Genomic DNA, 16,780 nt, shown 5'->3' on the forward strand with positions numbered 1-16,780 from the left:
TTGCCGGTTCGGGGGGTGTGTGGCACTAGAATTGTCTATGATGCCGCAAAGTCCAGATCCCCAGTCCACGTCCGCCGCGCCTCTGTCAGAACAGGGCATTGAATTGGCTTCAGAAGTCGCTGCCAGGCTCAAACATGATGACGCGGGCCTGGTTGCCGCCATCATCCAGCAGTTCGACAGCAAAGAAGTGCTGATGCTGGGGTGGATGGACAATGAGGCGTTGCGCCGCACACTGTCTTCAGGCCGGGTAACTTTTTACTCCCGCTCACGTCAGGAATATTGGCGCAAGGGTGATACTTCCGGCCACTTCCAGTACGTGAAGTCCGCAGCCTTGGACTGCGATGGTGACGCGCTGCTGATCACCGTGGACCAGGTGGGAGCGGCCTGCCACACCGGCAGCCACACCTGCTTTGAGGGCCGTGCGCTGGAAGCTGTGACCGGCCAACGCACGTAGCTAACGCCCTCCCGCACTCCCCAAGCAGCCCTTAGCCAGTGCTGTGAGCGAGTGCATCATCGGCAAGGGCCCGCGCGTGCGGTGTGGTGGCGCCGCAGGTCCTCCGCATTGGCAGTCTTCACATTGCCGGTCTTCACGCAGTACAGGAATTTGCTTCACCCGTCCGCTTGAGTCAAGAAAGCTAAACATCCCATGCAAGATCTAGGTGTTATCAGTCCCTCCCTGACGGAGTTCCGTGAGTTGGCCCGCTCCCGCAGGGTCATCCCCGTGCATTTGAAGGTGCTGGCCGACGCGCAAACGCCCATTGGCCTTTACCGGGCCTTGGCGGCGGAGGCCCCCGGCACGTTCTTGATGGAATCGGCTGCCGTGGGTGGGGTCTGGTCCCGCTACTCTTTCATCGGCGTGCGTTCCAGCGCCACCTTGACCACGCACGACGGCGAGGCGCTCTGGCAGGGGGCCCCTCCAGTAGGCGTGCCCTTGAGCGGGAATCCTGTGGACGCCATGGAAGCCACCCTCAAACTTTTGGCCACGGAACGGTTTCAGGGGCTGCCTCCCTTCACCTCTGGCCTGGTGGGCTTTGTGGGCTGGGAATCAGTGCGGCACTGGGAAAAGCTCCCCACGCCGCCGCCGGATGATCTGAAACTGCCCGAACTCTCACTGAACCTGGTTGCCGATATGGCCGTCCATGACAATAACGAGGGCACTGTCTTGTTGATCGCCAACGCCATCAACGTCAACGGTACCAATGAGAATGTGGACGGCGCCTGGCATGATGCGGTGGCGCGGGTCCACGCCATGGTGAACCAGTTGCGTCAGCCAGTGGTTCAGCCCATGTCTGTTCTGCAGGTTCCGGCAGCCACTTTTGCCCAGAGTGTTCAGGAGCGCTGGGACCGCAATGACTACCTGAAAGCCTTGGACATCGCTAAAGAAGCCATTGTGGACGGCGAAGTGTTCCAGGTAGTTGTGTCCCGGCGCTTTGAAATGGTGTGCCAGAGCACGGCACTGGATGTGTACCGGGTATTGCGCAATACCAACCCCAGCCCCTACATGTACCTCTACAGCTTTGTAGATGCGGAGGGTCAGCCCTATTCCATTGTTGGCTCGTCCCCGGAAGCTTTGGTGAGTGTGCTGGGCAATGAAGTCATCACGCACCCCATCGCAGGTTCCCGCCCGCGCGGAACCTCCACGGAAGATGACAAGTGGTTGGCCAAGGATCTGTTGGCGGATGAAAAGGAACGCTCCGAGCACCTCATGCTGGTAGACCTTTCACGCAACGATCTTTCCAAGGTTTGTGTCCCGGGCACCGTGGATGTCACCCAGTTCATGGAAGTTGAGCGTTTCAGCCACATCATGCATCTGGTCTCCACTGTGGTGGGCACGCTGAGTCCCGACAAGAACGCTTATGACGTCCTGGCGGCAACCTTTCCTGCCGGAACCCTCTCAGGAGCACCGAAACCACGGGCTCTGAGCCTGCTGGATGAGTTGGAACCCCACCGTCGCGGTATCTACGGTGGCGTGGTTGGCTATATGGACTTTGCCGGGGACATGGACATGGCCATTGCCATCCGCTCGGCACTTCTGCGTGGGGGCAAGGCTTATGTCCAGGCAGGCGGTGGCATTGTGGCGGACTCAGTTAACGAAACCGAGGCCCTGGAAACTGTCAATAAGGCCGCAGCCCCGCTCCGGGCAGTCTATGCCGCAGCATCGCTGCGCACCCTGGGTGAAACCCTTGAAGAAAATATGGCTGAAAGCCTGAGCGATGCCAGCTCCGGCACAGCGGACGGATCAGGTGCGTAAGTAATGAGCCAAGATCAGAACAACCCCGAGCTTCCCCTTCCGGGCGCCGGTCACACCACCGCCACGCGCACGCCCTTCTTCAAACGCAAATCAAGCTTGGTGCTGTTGATGGTGGTGGCGTCATTGGCTATCTTCGGCACCACTACCCAAACCTGGATCCATGTGAACATAGCACCTGGTGAGGTGGTTCAGAGCGATCTGAACATCCCCGGCAATAAGGCTGCAGTAGCGGTTTCTGCCTTGGCGCTGGTGGCACTGGCAGGCGCCCTGGCTATCACCATTGCCGGACGGGTTGCCCGTTTCATCACCGCAGCGGTGGTCTTCTTGGGAGCTATTGGCGTTGTGGGCCTGGCACTGGGTATCCTAGCCGATCCCGTGGCTGCAGCCGCAGCTGAAGTTGGGGTAGCAACAGGTATTGAAGGCCAGGGCTCACAGGCCACGGCAACAATTTTTCCGGCTCTAGCTGCCGCCGCCGCTCTTGTGTTAGCTATAGGGGCACTGTTGGTGCTGTGGTTCGGGCGTTCCTGGACTGTGCGTACCAAATATGACGCTGCGAAGGACACTGGTGCAGGCGTCTCGGAGGCTCCGGTGGATGAGATTGATAGCTGGGACAGGCTTAGTCGCGGGGAAGACCCCACCGCCTAGCCACGGCACGAGTCCGCAGGGTGTCCAGCTTTGGGCTTCCGCGGCCAAGTAATGGCAGAATGTAATATTAGTATCCGCGTTAAATAGGGAGATTTACCATGAGCAACAAGTCGGCTGCATCAGTAACCGTGCAAGAGCCCATTGACCACAGCATTGAGCTGGGCCACGGAAACAGCCCGGCAGCTTGGACCAGTGTCGCTGTCATGCTGGTTGGTTCGTTGATTGGCTGCATCGCGTTCGTCATCGGCGAAAGTGCCACCATAATGTTCTGGATCGGCGTGGGCGTCATTGCCGTGGGCGTCATCCTGGGCCCAGTCCTGAAGGCTGCTGGCTACGGCGTTGGCGGAAGCAAGCTGAAGAACAACGGCCACTAGCAGTGAGCGTTCTGCTGGACATCATTGACGGTGTCCGGGAAGACCTCCATGCCCGCCAGCAACTTCTCAGCCTGGAAGAGTTGCAGGAGCGGGTCAAGACGGTAGCCCCGGCGCTAGATGCTTGGGCGGCTCTGGGTGGTGACCGTGCTGCGCGTGATGACCTCAAGGTCATTGCAGAAGTTAAGCGCCGCAGCCCGTCCAAGGGTCAGCTGGCGGGTATTGCAGACCCGGCGGCCTTGGCTACTTTGTACCAAGAAGGCGGCGCCAGCATCATCAGCGTGTTGACTGAGGAACGCCGCTTCAGCGGTTCCTTGGCCGATCTGGACGCCGTACGTGCAGCAGTGAGCATCCCTGTTCTACGCAAGGATTTCACCTGTGATCCGTACATGATCTGGGAAGCCCGGGCCCATGGAGCGGACCTTGTTCTTCTCATCGTGGCTGCCTTGAGTGATGAGGAACTGCGCAGCTACCTGGCTCTGACCCACGAATTGGGTATGAACGCTGTGGTGGAGACGCATACGGCCGAGGAAATTGCGCGGGCTGTTGCCGTTGATGCAAAAATTATTGGCATCAACGTACGCAACCTGAAAACCCTCGACGTGGACAGGGGAGTCTTTGCGGCCTTGGCTGGTGGCATTCCTGCCGGCAACATCGAGAACGGACCCATCGTGGTGGCCGAGTCGGGCGTACGTGACGTGGCCGACGTCGAGCATTACACGGCGCACGGGGCCCACGCCATTCTTGTGGGTGAGGCACTTGTCAAAGATGCCACTCCCAGGGAGCGGATCACCGAATTCAAGGCAACTGGGGCGCAAGCCATTAGCACCCGCTAGCAGCCGGGCCCGTCCGCACAGGGAGGGCCCGGTTGCTAGCCTGTCTGGGGGCCTTCGCATCTGCCGCAGGGGCCACCAGCACCTTCGACTATCAGTGCACAATTATTTAGGAACAGGACGGTGGAACTGATGGCTCAACTGCCAGCAGCTTCGTCACAGGATCCCGCAGACATGGTGGATCCGGCAACAGCATTCTTACAGGGCGCCACTGCTCAGCATGTAGCATCCGAGCATTCGCTGCGGCATGCGCCCGGGCCCTACTTCGGCAGCTACGGCGGCCGTTGGATGCCGGAATCGCTCATAGCCGCCCTGGATGAAATTGAAGCGACGTTCGAAAAAGCTAAAATTGATCCGGAGTTTCTGGCCGAGATTGCGGATCTAAACAAGAATTATTCCGGCCGGCCGTCCTTGCTCACCGAGGCCAAGCGATTCAGCGAGCATGCTGGTGGGGCCCGTATCTTCCTCAAACGCGAAGACCTCAACCACACCGGTTCACACAAAATCAACAACGTTTTGGGTCAGGCTTTGCTGGCTAAGCGTATGGGCAAGACGCGCATCATTGCCGAGACCGGTGCCGGCCAGCACGGTGTTGCCAGCGCAACCGCCGCTGCCCTGTTGGGTCTTGACTGCGTTGTCTACATGGGTGCCGAAGATTGCCGCCGTCAGGCGCTGAATGTGGCCCGGATGCAGTTACTGGGGGCCACAGTGGTGCCGGTAACTAACGGTTCCCAGACCCTCAAAGATGCCATCAATGATGCCTTACGCGACTGGGTAGCGAACGTTGAAAACACCCACTACGTGCTGGGCACCGTTTCCGGCGCACATCCTTTCCCGGCCATGGTCCGTTTCTTCCATGAAGTGATTGGTGAAGAGGCCCGTGGCCAGATCATTGATCAGATTGGCCGCCTGCCCGACGCCGTATGCGCTTGCATTGGTGGTGGCTCCAACGCCATTGGCTTGTTCCATGGGTTCTTGGATGACTCCGCTGTAAAGATGTACGGCTTTGAAGCTGCTGGCGACGGCGTTGAGACGGGCCGCCACGCAGCCACCATCACGCTGGGCCGTCCTGGTGTGCTTCACGGCGCCCGCTCCTACCTCATGCAGGATGAAGACGGCCAGACCATCGAATCGCACTCCATTTCTGCCGGTCTGGACTACCCGGGTGTTGGTCCTGAGCACGCCTACTTGGCGGATCTAGGCCGGGTTAGCTATGAAGGCATTACCGATGCTGAGGCCATGGACGCCTTCAAGTTGCTGTGCCGCACTGAAGGCATCATCCCAGCGATCGAGTCCGCACACGCATTGGCAGGTGCTTTGAAAGTTGGTCAGCGCCTCACTGCCGATGCCCAGAAAGCCGAGGACGTTGTCATCATCGTGAACCTTTCCGGGCGCGGCGACAAGGACGTGGAGACGGCTGCTGAATGGTTCGGTCTCCTCGATGAGAACGGCAATGTCAAGGGCACTATGCTCTCTACTCGCACCGCCAAGGGTGCGGCGCCGGGAGCCGGCGTCATGGATAGCAACGCAGAGGATGCCAGCAATGAGTGAAATCATCAGCAACAGTAACGCAACCCCTGCCATTTTCAGTAAGTCCGGGGCGGCCATCGACAAAGCCAAGGCGGCCGGAAGAAAGGCCTTGATCGCTTACCTGCCCGCCGGGTTCCCGGACAAGCAGGGATCCATTGATGCAGCCATCGCGGTGGCCCGCAATGGTGCCGACATCATTGAAATTGGAATCCCTTATTCTGATCCCGTCATGGATGGCCCGGTCATTCAGGCTGCCACCACGCAGTCGCTGGAAAATGGCTTCCACGTATCAGATGTGTTTGATATTGTGGCGGCTGTCACGGCGCAAACCGATGCGGCAGTGCTGGTCATGACCTACTGGAACCCCGTGATGCGGCTCGGTGTGGACGAGTTTGCCCGCCGTCTGGCTGAGGCCGGTGGCGCTGGCCTGATCACACCAGATTTGATCCCGGATGAAGCCGGCGAATGGTTTGCTGCCTCCGATAAATACGGTTTGGACCGGGTGTTCCTGGTCGCTCCCTCTTCCACTGCCGAACGCGTAGCCATGACGGTTGAGGCCACCCGCGGTTTTGTCTATGCCGTCTCCATCATGGGTGTCACCGGTGCCAGGACTACTGTCTCAAGCGCAGCTGAGGCCGTAGTGGCGGCAGCTCACAATGCAGGTGCCGAGCGTGCCTGCGTAGGGCTGGGTGTTTCGCGGCCAGAGCATGTGCGTGAAATTGCTGGCTACGCGGATGGGGTGATTGTGGGTACGGCCTTGGTTGTTGCTCTGCGTGATGGCGGTGTTGCTGCTGTGGGCGCCTTGGCGAAGGAGCTCAGCTCCGCTTTTGATGCTCCGCTTGATACACCTTCTAAGACCCCCTCCACACCCGAAGCCACCACAGGAGTACCTCAGTGATTGCTTCCCTCGCCCCACTTGCCTTGACCGGCAACGTGGTTGCGGCCATTCCGGCACCAGCTTGGTCTGGTTTTGATATTGGACCATTGCGTGTTCACGCGTACGCCCTATGCATTCTGCTGGGCATTGTTGCGGCCATTTGGCTGACAGACCGCCGCTGGCGCAAACGCGGCGGACCCGAAGGATCCATCTGGGATATAGCCATCTGGGCTATTCCCTTTGGCATCATTGGTGGCCGGCTCTATCATGTGTTTTCCTCACCGGATGCGTACTTCGGGCCGGGCTTTGACGGCACGGGCAACCTGGCGCTCATCCCGCAGATTTGGCTCGGCGGGCTCGGCATTTGGGGTGCCGTAGTTCTCGGTGTGGTGGGTGCCTGGATTGGCTGCCGCCGCGCCAATGTAAAGATTTCGGCATTCATTGACGCCGCCGCTCCCGGCATTCTGCTGGCCCAGGCCATTGGCCGTTGGGGGAACTACTTCAATCAAGAACTCTTTGGTGGGCCCACCACGCTGCCGTGGGGACTGAGCGTTTCACCGGAATTTGTGCCGGTAGGCTTCAGCCCTGACACTCTGTTCCACCCCACTTTCCTCTACGAATGCCTCTGGAACCTAGCAGGTGTTGCTACCCTGTTGCTCTTGGACCGCAAGCTCAAGTTGCGCAATGGCCGGCTCTTCCTGCTCTATGCCATGATCTACACCGCTGGCCGGGTCTGGATTGAGATGCTGCGTATTGACACCGCCGAGCAGATCACCATCTTGGGGATGACAGCACGGCTGAACGTGTGGACCAGCATTCTGGTGTTTATTCTGGCCTTGGTGTTGTTCCTGGTGATTGGGCGGTACCGCAGAGGCAAGTCCAGTGATTCCGTCTACCTCCCCGGCCACGGACCCGCTGAGGAGGACGCCCTAGTGGGAACGTCCGGCTCTGATGCGCCCACAGCTAACGCTGCCACTGACGCCCCTGGCGTTGGCCCTAGCGCTCCCACTGATGCCGGCACTCCTGCGGAGGCTAAGAAAGCAAGCGAAAACTAAGAACATCCCATTCCCTGCACAGGTGGGGAGATAAAGGCGGTTCCGGAATACCGGAGCCGCCTTTTTCGTGCACCCCAACCAATGAGTGGCCCCAATGCGTGAAGATCCGGGTGTCCCAGGGGCTTCTTCTGGCATCCGCTCTCTGAGCCCGTCCTCTGCCGCTGCCACCCACCAACCGGCCGACCCACCGACCCACCAACCTGCCGACCCACTGCGCACCAAACCGCCAGCCCACTGCGCACCAGAGGCCTCTGGGTGCAGTGAGTCGATGCCACTAAGCAGTACACACCCGCAGAAATATTACTGATCGTGCTGAATGTCTTGTTATGTGAGAATTGAATATTTTCACCTTCTGCACGGCTATATAGTGAAAGCCGCTGCATGGACCGCCTGAACAATGGATCTGCCTTCCTCAGTGCAAATGCACTAAGGAATCACGAATTCATGCGTAAACAGATCGGTGCTTAGCGCTCCGGTACCCCTCGGGGGTGTATCGCCGGGGCTTAAGCCACGCAGGGATCGCTACGGCAGGACCGCCAGAGGGATTAGTCTTCAGGCGCATGGGCCAGCGTTGTCCCGCATCAAGTGTTGTCCCACATCAACGCTCATACCTGGGGAAGGACCTCAACATGGTGACCAAGCAACAAAAAGGCAGTTCCCCTCGGCAAGCGGTTCAGCGGCGCGCGGCGCAGCAGCAAGTGAGCCAGCATCACCAGACCCTGCCTGACCAGATACAGCAGCCTGCAGCGCTCTCGCCGTTTACTCGATTTGCCACCATGCCGGAAAAGGCGGGGCTGTACAACCCCGAGCATGAGAAGGACGCGTGTGGGCTGGCCGTTGTTGCTACCCTGCGAGGCACTCCCGGACACCATATTGTGCAAAAAGCACTGATCGCACTGCGGAACTTAGAACACCGTGGCGCGGTCGGGGCTGATGAAGGCACGGGCGACGGCGCCGGCATTTTGACCCAGATCCCGGATGCGTTCTTCCGGGATGTGACGGATTTCCAGCTTCCCGCGCAGGGTAACTACGCGGTGGGAACCGCCTTTCTCCCAACAGACCCCCAGGAGCTAGCCGCCGCGCGGGAGGGCTTAGAGTCCCTTGCCGCTCGTGAAGGCCTGAGAGTTCTGGGTTGGCGGGATGTGCCCGTGGTGGCAAGTTTGGTGGGCGCTAGCGCCCTGGCCTGCATGCCTTATTTCAGTCAACTCTTCCTGACACTGGCCACCGAACCGCAGCAGCCGCTGGCAATCACCGAAGCCAATGAACTGGATGGTTTGGCCTACCGCCTGCGCAAGCGAGCGCAACAGAAATTTGGCGTGTACTTCCCTTCGCTATCATCCAAAACCATGGTCTACAAGGGCATGGTCACCACGGCCCAGTTGGAGCCTTTCTACCCGGACCTCTCCGACGAGCGTTTCGCCAGCAAGCTTGCGGTAGTTCATTCACGGTTCTCCACCAACACCTTCCCGTCGTGGCCGTTGGCGCAGCCTTTCCGCGCCATCGCCCACAATGGCGAAATCAATACCGTCAAGGGAAACCGGAACTGGATGCGCGCCCGGCAGTCCACCCTGGCACACCCCTTGCTGGGGGACACCCCGGAGGAGTTGTTTCCCATCTGTACCCCCGGCGCCTCGGACTCTGCCTCCTTCGATGAAGTGGCAGAACTGCTGTGGCTCGCTGGGCGGCCCATCACCGAAGCCATCATGATGATGATTCCGGAAGCGTGGGAAAACCATGCCACCATGGACCCTGCCCGGAGGGCGTTCTACGAATACCACTCACTCATGATGGAGCCGTGGGACGGGCCGGCCGCGGTGTCCTTCACTGACGGCACCCTGGTCGGTGCCACGTTGGATCGCAATGGTTTGCGCCCCGCCCGCTATTGGACCACCACTGACGGGCTGGTTGTGCTGGCCTCCGAGGTTGGCGTTCTCGAGCTTGCCCCGGAAACCATCTCCAGCAAAGGCCGGGTAGCGCCGGGCACCATGTTCCTGGTGGACACTGACAAGGGTGTGATCATCAGTGACGCCAGCATCAAGGCCCAGGCCGCAGCCGCCCAGCCCTATGAGCAATGGGCAAAGGAGAACACCTTGCGCCTGGCTGACTTGCCGGATCGCGAGCATGTCATTCACACCACCGCCTCAGTGCTGCACCGCCAGCGCACGTTTGGCTACACCACTGAAGAGCTGAAGATCCTGCTGGGGCCCATGGCCGCTACGGGTGCCGAACCTCTCGGTGCCATGGGGACCGATACTCCGGTGGCGGTGCTCTCCAAGCGGCCAAGGCTCCTCTTTGACTACTTTGTTCAACAGTTCGCTCAGGTGACCAACCCGCCCTTGGACGCGATTCGTGAAGAACTCGTCACATCTTTGAACACCACCATTGGTCCGCAAGGGAATCTGCTCTCCCGCAACAAAGTGGCGGCGCCCCAGCTTTCCCTGACCTTCCCTGTGATCAACAATGATGAACTTGCCAAGATTGCCAATATGGAAACCCCTCTTGGGGCGGATGGTTCCGGTGGGGCGCGGATTGCCATGAAGGTCCGTGGCTTGTACAAGCACGACGGCGGCGAGCGTGCCTTGCGTGCCCGGCTGACCGAGATCTGTGAGCAGGTTTCCGGGGCCATCAACCGTGGTGTGCAGTATGTGGTGCTCTCCGATAGGGACTCTTCCGCCGCGTGGGCACCCATCCCGTCACTGCTATTGCTCAGCGCCGTTCATCACCACTTGTTGCGCAGTGCCAACCGCACTAAAGTCTCCCTGGTGGTTGAGGCGGGAGATGTCCGCGAGGTCCACCACGTTGCTGTTCTGGTGGGTTACGGGGCGGCAGCAGTCAATCCATACCTGGCCATGGAATCGGTGGAGGAATTGGTACGCACCGGTGATGTGACGGTAGTGACGGCGGAGCAGGCTGTGTACAACCTGATCAAGGGATTGGGTAAAGGCGTCCTGAAGATCATGTCAAAAATGGGCATCTCTACCGTGTCTTCCTATTGCGGAGCGCAAACTTTTGAAGCTTTAGGGCTATCGCATGAACTCGTCAGTGACTACTTCACCGGCACTGTATCCCAGCTGGGAGGTGTGGGCCTTGATGTGATCGCCGCAGAGGTCAGCGCCCGGCACATCCTTGCCTACCCTGTTGATGGGGTAGACGTGCCGCACCGCCCGCTTCTGGGCGGTGGCGAGTATCAGTGGCGCCGCGATGGTGAACCCCACCTGTTCAACCCTGACACCGTGTTCCGGCTCCAGCATGCCACCAGGGAACGCCGCTATGACATCTTCAAAAAGTACAGCGACGGCATCAACGATCAGGCCCGCGAGCTTAACACCTTCCGCGGCCTGCTCACCTTCAAGGACCGCCAACCCATCCCGCTGGAGGAAGTCGAAGCAGTACACAGCATTGTTAAGCGGTTCTCCACCGGAGCCATGAGCTACGGTTCCATCTCCCAAGAGGCGCACCAGACGCTGGCCATTGCCATGAACCGGTTGGGTGCAAAATCAAATACGGGGGAGGGCGGGGAAGATGTTGACCGGCTCCTCGATCCGGAACGCCGCAGCGCCATCAAACAAGTTGCCTCGGGCCGTTTTGGTGTGACAAGCCTGTACCTGAGCAATGCCACGGACATCCAAATCAAAATGGCTCAAGGCGCCAAGCCTGGTGAGGGCGGGCAGCTCATGGCCCAAAAAGTATACCCGTGGATTGCCGAGACCAGGCACTCAACACCCGGGGTGGGACTCATCTCTCCGCCGCCGCATCACGATATTTATTCGATCGAAGACTTGGCCCAGCTGATCTATGACTGCAAACGAGCCAACCCCAGCGCCAGGGTCCACGTCAAGCTCGTCTCCGAGATGGGAATTGGCACCGTAGCGGCCGGCGTGACCAAGGCCAAGGCCGACGTGGTCCTGGTTTCCGGGCACGACGGCGGAACCGGCGCCTCCCCGCTGAACTCGCTTAAACACGCGGGGATGCCATGGGAGCTGGGGTTGGCCGAAACTCAGCAAACCCTGCGTCTGAACGGTTTGCGTGAACGGGTCGTGGTACAGGTGGATGGACAGCTGAAGACGGGCCGCGATGTGGTGATTGCCGCGCTGCTAGGGGCCGAGGAGTACGGCTTCGCCACGGCACCGCTGGTAGTTTCCGGCTGCGTCATGATGCGTGTGTGCCATCTGGATACCTGCCCCGTGGGTGTGGCCACCCAGAACCCCGAGTTGCGCAGCAGGTTCACGGGAAAGCCAGAATTCGTGGTCAACTTCTTCGAGTTCCTGGCGCAGGAGGTGCGTGAGACATTGGCCGCGCTAGGCTTCCGCACTTTGGAGGAGGCCATTGGTCACAGCGAGGTGCTGGACTTGCGTGCAGCCGTGGGCCATTGGAAAACAGCGGGGCTGGATCTGAGCCCCATCCTCTCCGATGCAGGAGTTCGCCTGGATGCCCCCGTGCGGAATCTGGTCCAACAAAACCATGAGCTGGCGAAGCACTTTGACCAGCAGCTCATCACCATGGCACAGGATGCACTCACAGCGCGTGTCCCGGTGAAAATCAGTCTGCCTATTGTCAACACGGACCGTTCGGTTGGCACCATGCTGGGCCATCACGTCACCCGCACGTTTGGTATTGACCTGCTGGGTCCGGACACGATTGACGTGACGCTGAAGGGACAAGCTGGTCAGTCACTGGGCGCATTCCTGCCCGCAGGGATCACGCTGCGTTTGCTCGGCGATGCCAACGATTACGTGGGCAAAGGACTTTCAGGGGGCCGGATCACGGTGACTCCTGAGCGTGAAAGCAAGTTCGTCGCGGAGGAAAATGTGATTGCCGGGAACGTCATTGGCTACGGTGCCACCAGCGGGGAGATGTTCCTCCGCGGACTAGTGGGGGAGCGCTTCCTAGTCCGCAATTCCGGGGCAACCGCTGTGGTTGAGGGTATAGGGGACCATGGGTGTGAATACATGACAGGTGGCACCGCCTTAATTTTGGGAGCCACAGGACGCAATTTTGGTGCAGGCATGTCCGGCGGCACGGCTTACGTTTTGGACTTGGACAGGATGTCAGTGAACAAGGCGGCGCTGGAAGCGGGGGAACTGGTGCTCTTGAGCCCGGACAGCGTTGATGCAGACGTGATCGGCTCACTGTTGCGCCGGCACGCCGAAGAGACCGGTTCAGAAGTTGCCTCAGCCCTCCTCGCCGATTTCCCGGCCACCCTGGCGCGGCTGACAAAGGTCCTGCCCCGCGACTATGCAGCAGTTTTACAAACCCGGTTGGCAGCAGCTGATCTGGGTGAGGATCCGGATGGGGCAACCGTCTGGGCGAAAATTTTGGAGGTTACCCGTGGCTGATCCACATGGATTCTTGAACAATCGCGAACGTATCACCCAGAAGCGGCGCCCCGTCCCCGTGCGTCTCATGGACTTCAAAGAAGTCTATGAGGCTCAGGAAAAAGGCGTACTCAAGGCCCAGGCCGGACGTTGCATGGACTGTGGGGTGCCGTTCTGCCATCAGGGCTGTCCCTTGGGAAACCTGATTCCGGAATGGAATGACCTCACGTGGCGGGACAAAGGCCAGGATGCTATTGAGCGCCTGCACTCCACCAACAACTTTCCTGAGTTCACTGGCCGGCTGTGCCCGGCTCCCTGTGAAAGTGCCTGTGTGCTGGGGATCAATCAGCCTGCCGTGACCATCAAACAAGTTGAGGTCTCGATCATCGATGAGGCCTTCAACCAGGACTGGGTCCACCCGCTGCCGCCCACCAGGCTCACAGGCAAGACAGTCGCCGTCGTAGGTTCCGGGCCTGCCGGGCTGGCTGCGGCCCAGCAGCTGACCCGAACCGGGCACACCGTGGTGGTGTACGAGCGCGCGGAACGTATTGGTGGGCTGCTGCGCTACGGGATTCCTGATTTTAAGCTGGAGAAGGAGAGTGTGGATCGCCGGGTGGTGCAGATGGAGGCGGAAGGAACCCGTTTCCGCACGGGCGTGGAGGTTGGGCGTGACATTGGGTGGCAGGACCTGCGGCGCCGAGTTGACGCCGTCATTGTTTGCACGGGTGCCACGGTGCCGCGTGATCTGCCTATTCCGGGCCGTGAGCTGGCGGGTGTACATTTCGCCATGGACTATCTGGTGCAGGCCAACAAGAAAGTTGCGGCTGAAACGTTCGCCGCCGGCGAGGCAGGGCTCATTGATGCACGCGGTAAGCATGTGGTCATCTTGGGCGGTGGAGACACCGGTGCCGACTGTTTGGGGACGGCGCATCGCCAGGTGGCCGCATCAGTGACAACGCTGGCTATTGGCCAGCAGCCTCCACGGGAACGTTCTGCACACCATCCGTGGCCCATGTTTCCCAACCTTTTTGAGGTGGCCAGTGCGCATGAGGAAGGTGGGGAGCGGACATACTTGGCGTCCACGGTGGAATTTTTAGGCGACAACGGAGTTCTGAGCGGGCTAAAAATTGCCGAAACAGAATACCGTGATGGCGCCCGTGTGCCCAAGGCTGGTACGGAGCGGATTATCCCGGCGGATCTGGTGCTCCTTTCCCTAGGATTCACAGGTCCTGAATCTGAGCAGTTGGTTCAGCAAATCTCGGTCAGTGTGGACTCCCGCTCAAATATTGATAGGGACGGCTACTACATGACACAGTGCGAGGGCGTGTTTGCTGCCGGAGATGCCGGGCGCGGACAATCACTGATTGTGTGGGCCATTGCCGAGGGCCGGGCCTGTGCGGCTGCAGTGGATAAATACTTGATGGGCGAGACTTTTTTGCCTGCGCCTGTCTCACCCAGTGACTCGGCTATCAGTGTGTAGTGCCGAGACGATAGGCTAGAGGCAAGTCACTAAAAATTTCTGCTGAAAAACACACACAAGGTAGGTACATTGAGACGCGCAAAAATTGTTGCGACTTTCGGGCCGGCAATCGCCAGCTATGAAAACACACTTGCGGTACTGGAGGCGGGCGTCAACGTAGCCCGCATGAACATGAGCCACGGCGATTACACCGTGCACCAAAATACGTACAACAACGTCCGTAAGGCCGCTGAGGCACTGGGCAAGCCCGTAGCCGTGATGGCTGACTTGCAGGGCCCCAAAATCCGGTTGGGCCGTTTCGCCAATGGCGAGGGCTATGATCTGGCCGTGGGCGATGTTTTCACCATCACCACCGAGGACGTTCCGGGCACCAAAGATATCTGCTCCACCACGCTTAAGTCTTTGACTGAAGACGTCAAGGTTGGCGACATCATGCTGATCGACGACGGCAAGGTCTCCGTTCAGGCAACTGCGGTTGACTCCATCAAGGTTGTTACCGTTGTTACCGTTCCGGGCAAGGTCTCCAACAACAAGGGCATCAACCTACCCGGTGTTGCTGTGAACGTCCCCGCCTTGAGCGAAAAAGATGAAGATGATCTGCGTTGGGCACTTGAGTGCGGCGTGGACTTGGTCGCATTGTCGTTCGTGCGTGACGCCGCTGATATCAGCCGTGTCCACGAGATCATGGACGAAGAAGGCCGCCGCGTGCCGGTGATTGCCAAGATCGAAAAGCCGCAGGCCGTGGCGAACTTGGAAGCAATTGTTGACGCGTTTGACGCCATCATGGTTGCTCGTGGGGACTTGGGTGTGGAGCTTCCCTTGGAAGATGTCCCGCTGGTTCAGAAGAAGTGTGTTGAAATGGCACGCCGCTGGGCCAAGCCCGTCATCGTAGCCACGCAGGTGCTTGAATCCATGATCGAAAGCCCTCGCCCCACCCGCGCAGAAGCTTCTGACTGCGCAAACGCTGTGCTCGACGGTGCAGATGCAGTCATGCTCTCCGGCGAGACAAGCGTTGGTAAGTTCCCGATCGAGACCGTCAAGGTCATGGCCCGGATCATCGAAGCTGCTGAAGAAGAAGCCGGCATGAAGCTGATCCCCAAGCTCGGCTCTCAGCCCAGAACCCGCGGCGGCGTCATCACCGCAGCAGCTGTGCAGATCGCCGATCAGCTGGACGCGAAGTTCATTGCCACGTTCACACAGTCGGGTGACTCCGCTCACCGTCTCTCCCGCCTGCGCCCGTCCAAGCAGGTCTTCGCGTTCACTCCGGATGAGCGTGTTCGGAACCAGCTGGCCCTTGCCTGGGGTATTGAGCCCGTGCTGGTTCCCTCTGTTGCTCACACTGACGCCATGACCGAGCAGGTTGATACCACGCTGTTGGCCAAGGGCTTGGTTGAGGAAGGCGACATGGTTGTTATTGCAGCCGGTTCCCCTCCCGGACAGGCTGGCTCCACCAACTTGGTCAAGGCACACGTGGTTGGCGATCAAGCTGATATCGGAAAGACCGGCGGCGTTCGCGCAGTCAAGGAAAAGATTGGTCCCTGGCCCGTTGGCTAAGCTTTCTTGACCAAAGCACGAGACGGCGGCACCCACCAATTGGTGGGTGCCGCCTCAGTGCTTTGTGGGCCGGTGAGCTATTCTGGGCCCACGCCGGCAGGGTTCCCTGGCTGAGGAACGAAGCGAGGGGGCCGGTGGGGACTAGTTGACCTGGTTGATAATGGTCTCGGCTACTTCGCGCATGCTCAAGCGGCGGTCCATGGAGGTCTTCTGGATCCAGCGGAAAGCCTCGGGCTCGCTCAAGCCCATCTTGGTGGTCAGTAGGGACTTGGCGCGCTCTACGAGCTTGCGGGTGGCGAACTGCTCCTGGAGATCGGAAACTTCTTCCTCGAGCGCCTTGATCTCTTCGTGGCGGGACAGTGCGATCTCCAGTGCCGGGATCAGGTCAGCGGGGGTGAAGGGCTTGACCACGTAGGCCATGGCGCCGGCGTCGCGGGCACGCTCCACGAGTTCCTTCTGGCTGAAGGCTGTGAGCAAGACCACGGGGGCAATGCGAGCCTTGACGATGATCTCAGCTGCCGTGATGCCATCCATGACGGGCATCTTGACATCCATCAGGACCAGGTCCGGCTTGAGTTCCTTGGCGAGCTCCACGGCCTTCTCGCCGTTGTCCGCTTCGCCAACAACGTCGTAGCCCTCTCCTCGAAGAATTTCCATGATGTCCAGGCGGATTAGTGTTTCATCCTCAGCAACAATGACGCGGCGTGCGGGGGAGGTGGGGGTTGATTCCGCTTGTTCAGACACAAAGACTCCTTGTAAAGGGTGAGGTACACCACATTTTGCAAATAATTACCCCCGAAGGGGCTTCAGTTCCACAAAACAGCCTATATGCATGTAGAGTAGTTGCGCGCACTCGTTCGGAAGTGATT

The 16,780-nt window shown here is 59.6% G+C and carries 12 protein-coding genes; 11 read left to right on the top strand and 1 reads right to left on the bottom strand.

From position 1 onward, the window contains the following. The first annotated feature begins 40 nt into the window (after window positions 1-40). The 11 genes from hisI (at window position 41) to pyk (ending at window position 15,911) form a co-directional block, all read left to right on the top strand. Complete coding sequence (gene hisI / locus ABIB48_RS01290) at window positions 41-454, top strand: phosphoribosyl-AMP cyclohydrolase (protein ID WP_110106251.1); 414 nt, start codon at window positions 41-43, stop codon at window positions 452-454. 192 nt (window positions 455-646) lie between these two features. After that, window positions 647-2,251: an anthranilate synthase component I gene (locus tag ABIB48_RS01295; protein WP_110106169.1), complete on the top strand. Its 1,605-nt coding sequence runs from the start codon at window positions 647-649 to the stop codon at window positions 2,249-2,251. Between the two features lie 3 nt (window positions 2,252-2,254). Then, window positions 2,255-2,896, top strand: a complete 642-nt coding sequence (locus tag ABIB48_RS01300) for a Trp biosynthesis-associated membrane protein (RefSeq protein WP_110106170.1) — start codon at window positions 2,255-2,257, stop codon at window positions 2,894-2,896. A gap of 98 nt (window positions 2,897-2,994) precedes the next feature. Beyond that, complete coding sequence (locus ABIB48_RS01305) at window positions 2,995-3,270, top strand: HGxxPAAW family protein (protein WP_110106171.1); 276 nt, start codon at window positions 2,995-2,997, stop codon at window positions 3,268-3,270. 2 nt (window positions 3,271-3,272) lie between these two features. Continuing rightward, entirely contained in the window at window positions 3,273-4,103 is an 831-nt protein-coding gene (gene trpC, locus ABIB48_RS01310) for an indole-3-glycerol phosphate synthase TrpC (RefSeq protein ID WP_315915697.1), read from the top strand. A gap of 129 nt (window positions 4,104-4,232) precedes the next feature. Then, complete coding sequence (gene trpB, locus ABIB48_RS01315) at window positions 4,233-5,651, top strand: tryptophan synthase subunit beta (protein WP_315915704.1); 1,419 nt, start codon at window positions 4,233-4,235, stop codon at window positions 5,649-5,651. Beyond that, complete coding sequence (trpA, locus tag ABIB48_RS01320; protein ID WP_354211499.1) at window positions 5,644-6,528, top strand: tryptophan synthase subunit alpha; 885 nt, start codon at window positions 5,644-5,646, stop codon at window positions 6,526-6,528. Before trpB ends, trpA begins: the two co-directional genes overlap by 8 nt. Next, window positions 6,528-7,562: a prolipoprotein diacylglyceryl transferase gene (gene lgt, locus ABIB48_RS01325; protein WP_179442529.1), complete on the top strand. Its 1,035-nt coding sequence runs from the start codon at window positions 6,528-6,530 to the stop codon at window positions 7,560-7,562. Before trpA ends, lgt begins: the two co-directional genes overlap by 1 nt. 776 nt (window positions 7,563-8,338) lie before the next feature. Further along, window positions 8,339-12,898: a glutamate synthase large subunit gene (gltB, locus tag ABIB48_RS01330; protein ID WP_354212005.1), complete on the top strand. Its 4,560-nt coding sequence runs from the start codon at window positions 8,339-8,341 to the stop codon at window positions 12,896-12,898. After that, complete coding sequence (locus ABIB48_RS01335; protein WP_354211502.1) at window positions 12,891-14,357, top strand: glutamate synthase subunit beta; 1,467 nt, start codon at window positions 12,891-12,893, stop codon at window positions 14,355-14,357. Before gltB ends, ABIB48_RS01335 begins: the two co-directional genes overlap by 8 nt. Window positions 14,358-14,426: 69 nt before the next feature. Beyond that, entirely contained in the window at window positions 14,427-15,911 is a 1,485-nt protein-coding gene (gene pyk / locus ABIB48_RS01340) for a pyruvate kinase (RefSeq protein ID WP_110106176.1), read from the top strand. 141 nt (window positions 15,912-16,052) lie between these two features. On the opposite strand, the gene ABIB48_RS01345 is transcribed toward pyk, so the two are convergent. Further along, window positions 16,053-16,655 carry an ANTAR domain-containing response regulator gene (locus ABIB48_RS01345; protein ID WP_110106177.1) on the bottom strand — a complete coding sequence of 201 codons (603 nt, stop codon included), beginning with the start codon at window positions 16,653-16,655 and terminating at the stop codon, window positions 16,053-16,055. Window positions 16,656-16,780 lie beyond the last annotated feature (125 nt).

Source organism: Arthrobacter sp. UYCu511 (genome assembly GCF_040547105.1).
In the GTDB taxonomy this organism is placed as follows: domain Bacteria; phylum Actinomycetota; class Actinomycetes; order Actinomycetales; family Micrococcaceae; genus Specibacter; species Specibacter psychrochitiniphilus.

Bases quoted from the DNA above. Each gene is read 5' to 3' on its own strand.
- hisI (WP_110106251.1), top strand. From the start codon at position 41: ATGCCGCAAAGTCCAGATCCCCAGTCCACGTCCGCCGCGCCTCTGTCA.
- ABIB48_RS01295 (WP_110106169.1), top strand. From the start codon at position 647: ATGCAAGATCTAGGTGTTATCAGTCCCTCCCTGACGGAGTTCCGTGAG.
- ABIB48_RS01300 (WP_110106170.1), top strand. From the start codon at position 2,255: ATGAGCCAAGATCAGAACAACCCCGAGCTTCCCCTTCCGGGCGCCGGT.
- ABIB48_RS01305 (WP_110106171.1), top strand. From the start codon at position 2,995: ATGAGCAACAAGTCGGCTGCATCAGTAACCGTGCAAGAGCCCATTGAC.
- trpB (WP_315915704.1), top strand. From the start codon at position 4,233: ATGGCTCAACTGCCAGCAGCTTCGTCACAGGATCCCGCAGACATGGTG.
- trpA (WP_354211499.1), top strand. From the start codon at position 5,644: ATGAGTGAAATCATCAGCAACAGTAACGCAACCCCTGCCATTTTCAGT.
- gltB (WP_354212005.1), top strand. From the start codon at position 8,339: ATGCCGGAAAAGGCGGGGCTGTACAACCCCGAGCATGAGAAGGACGCG.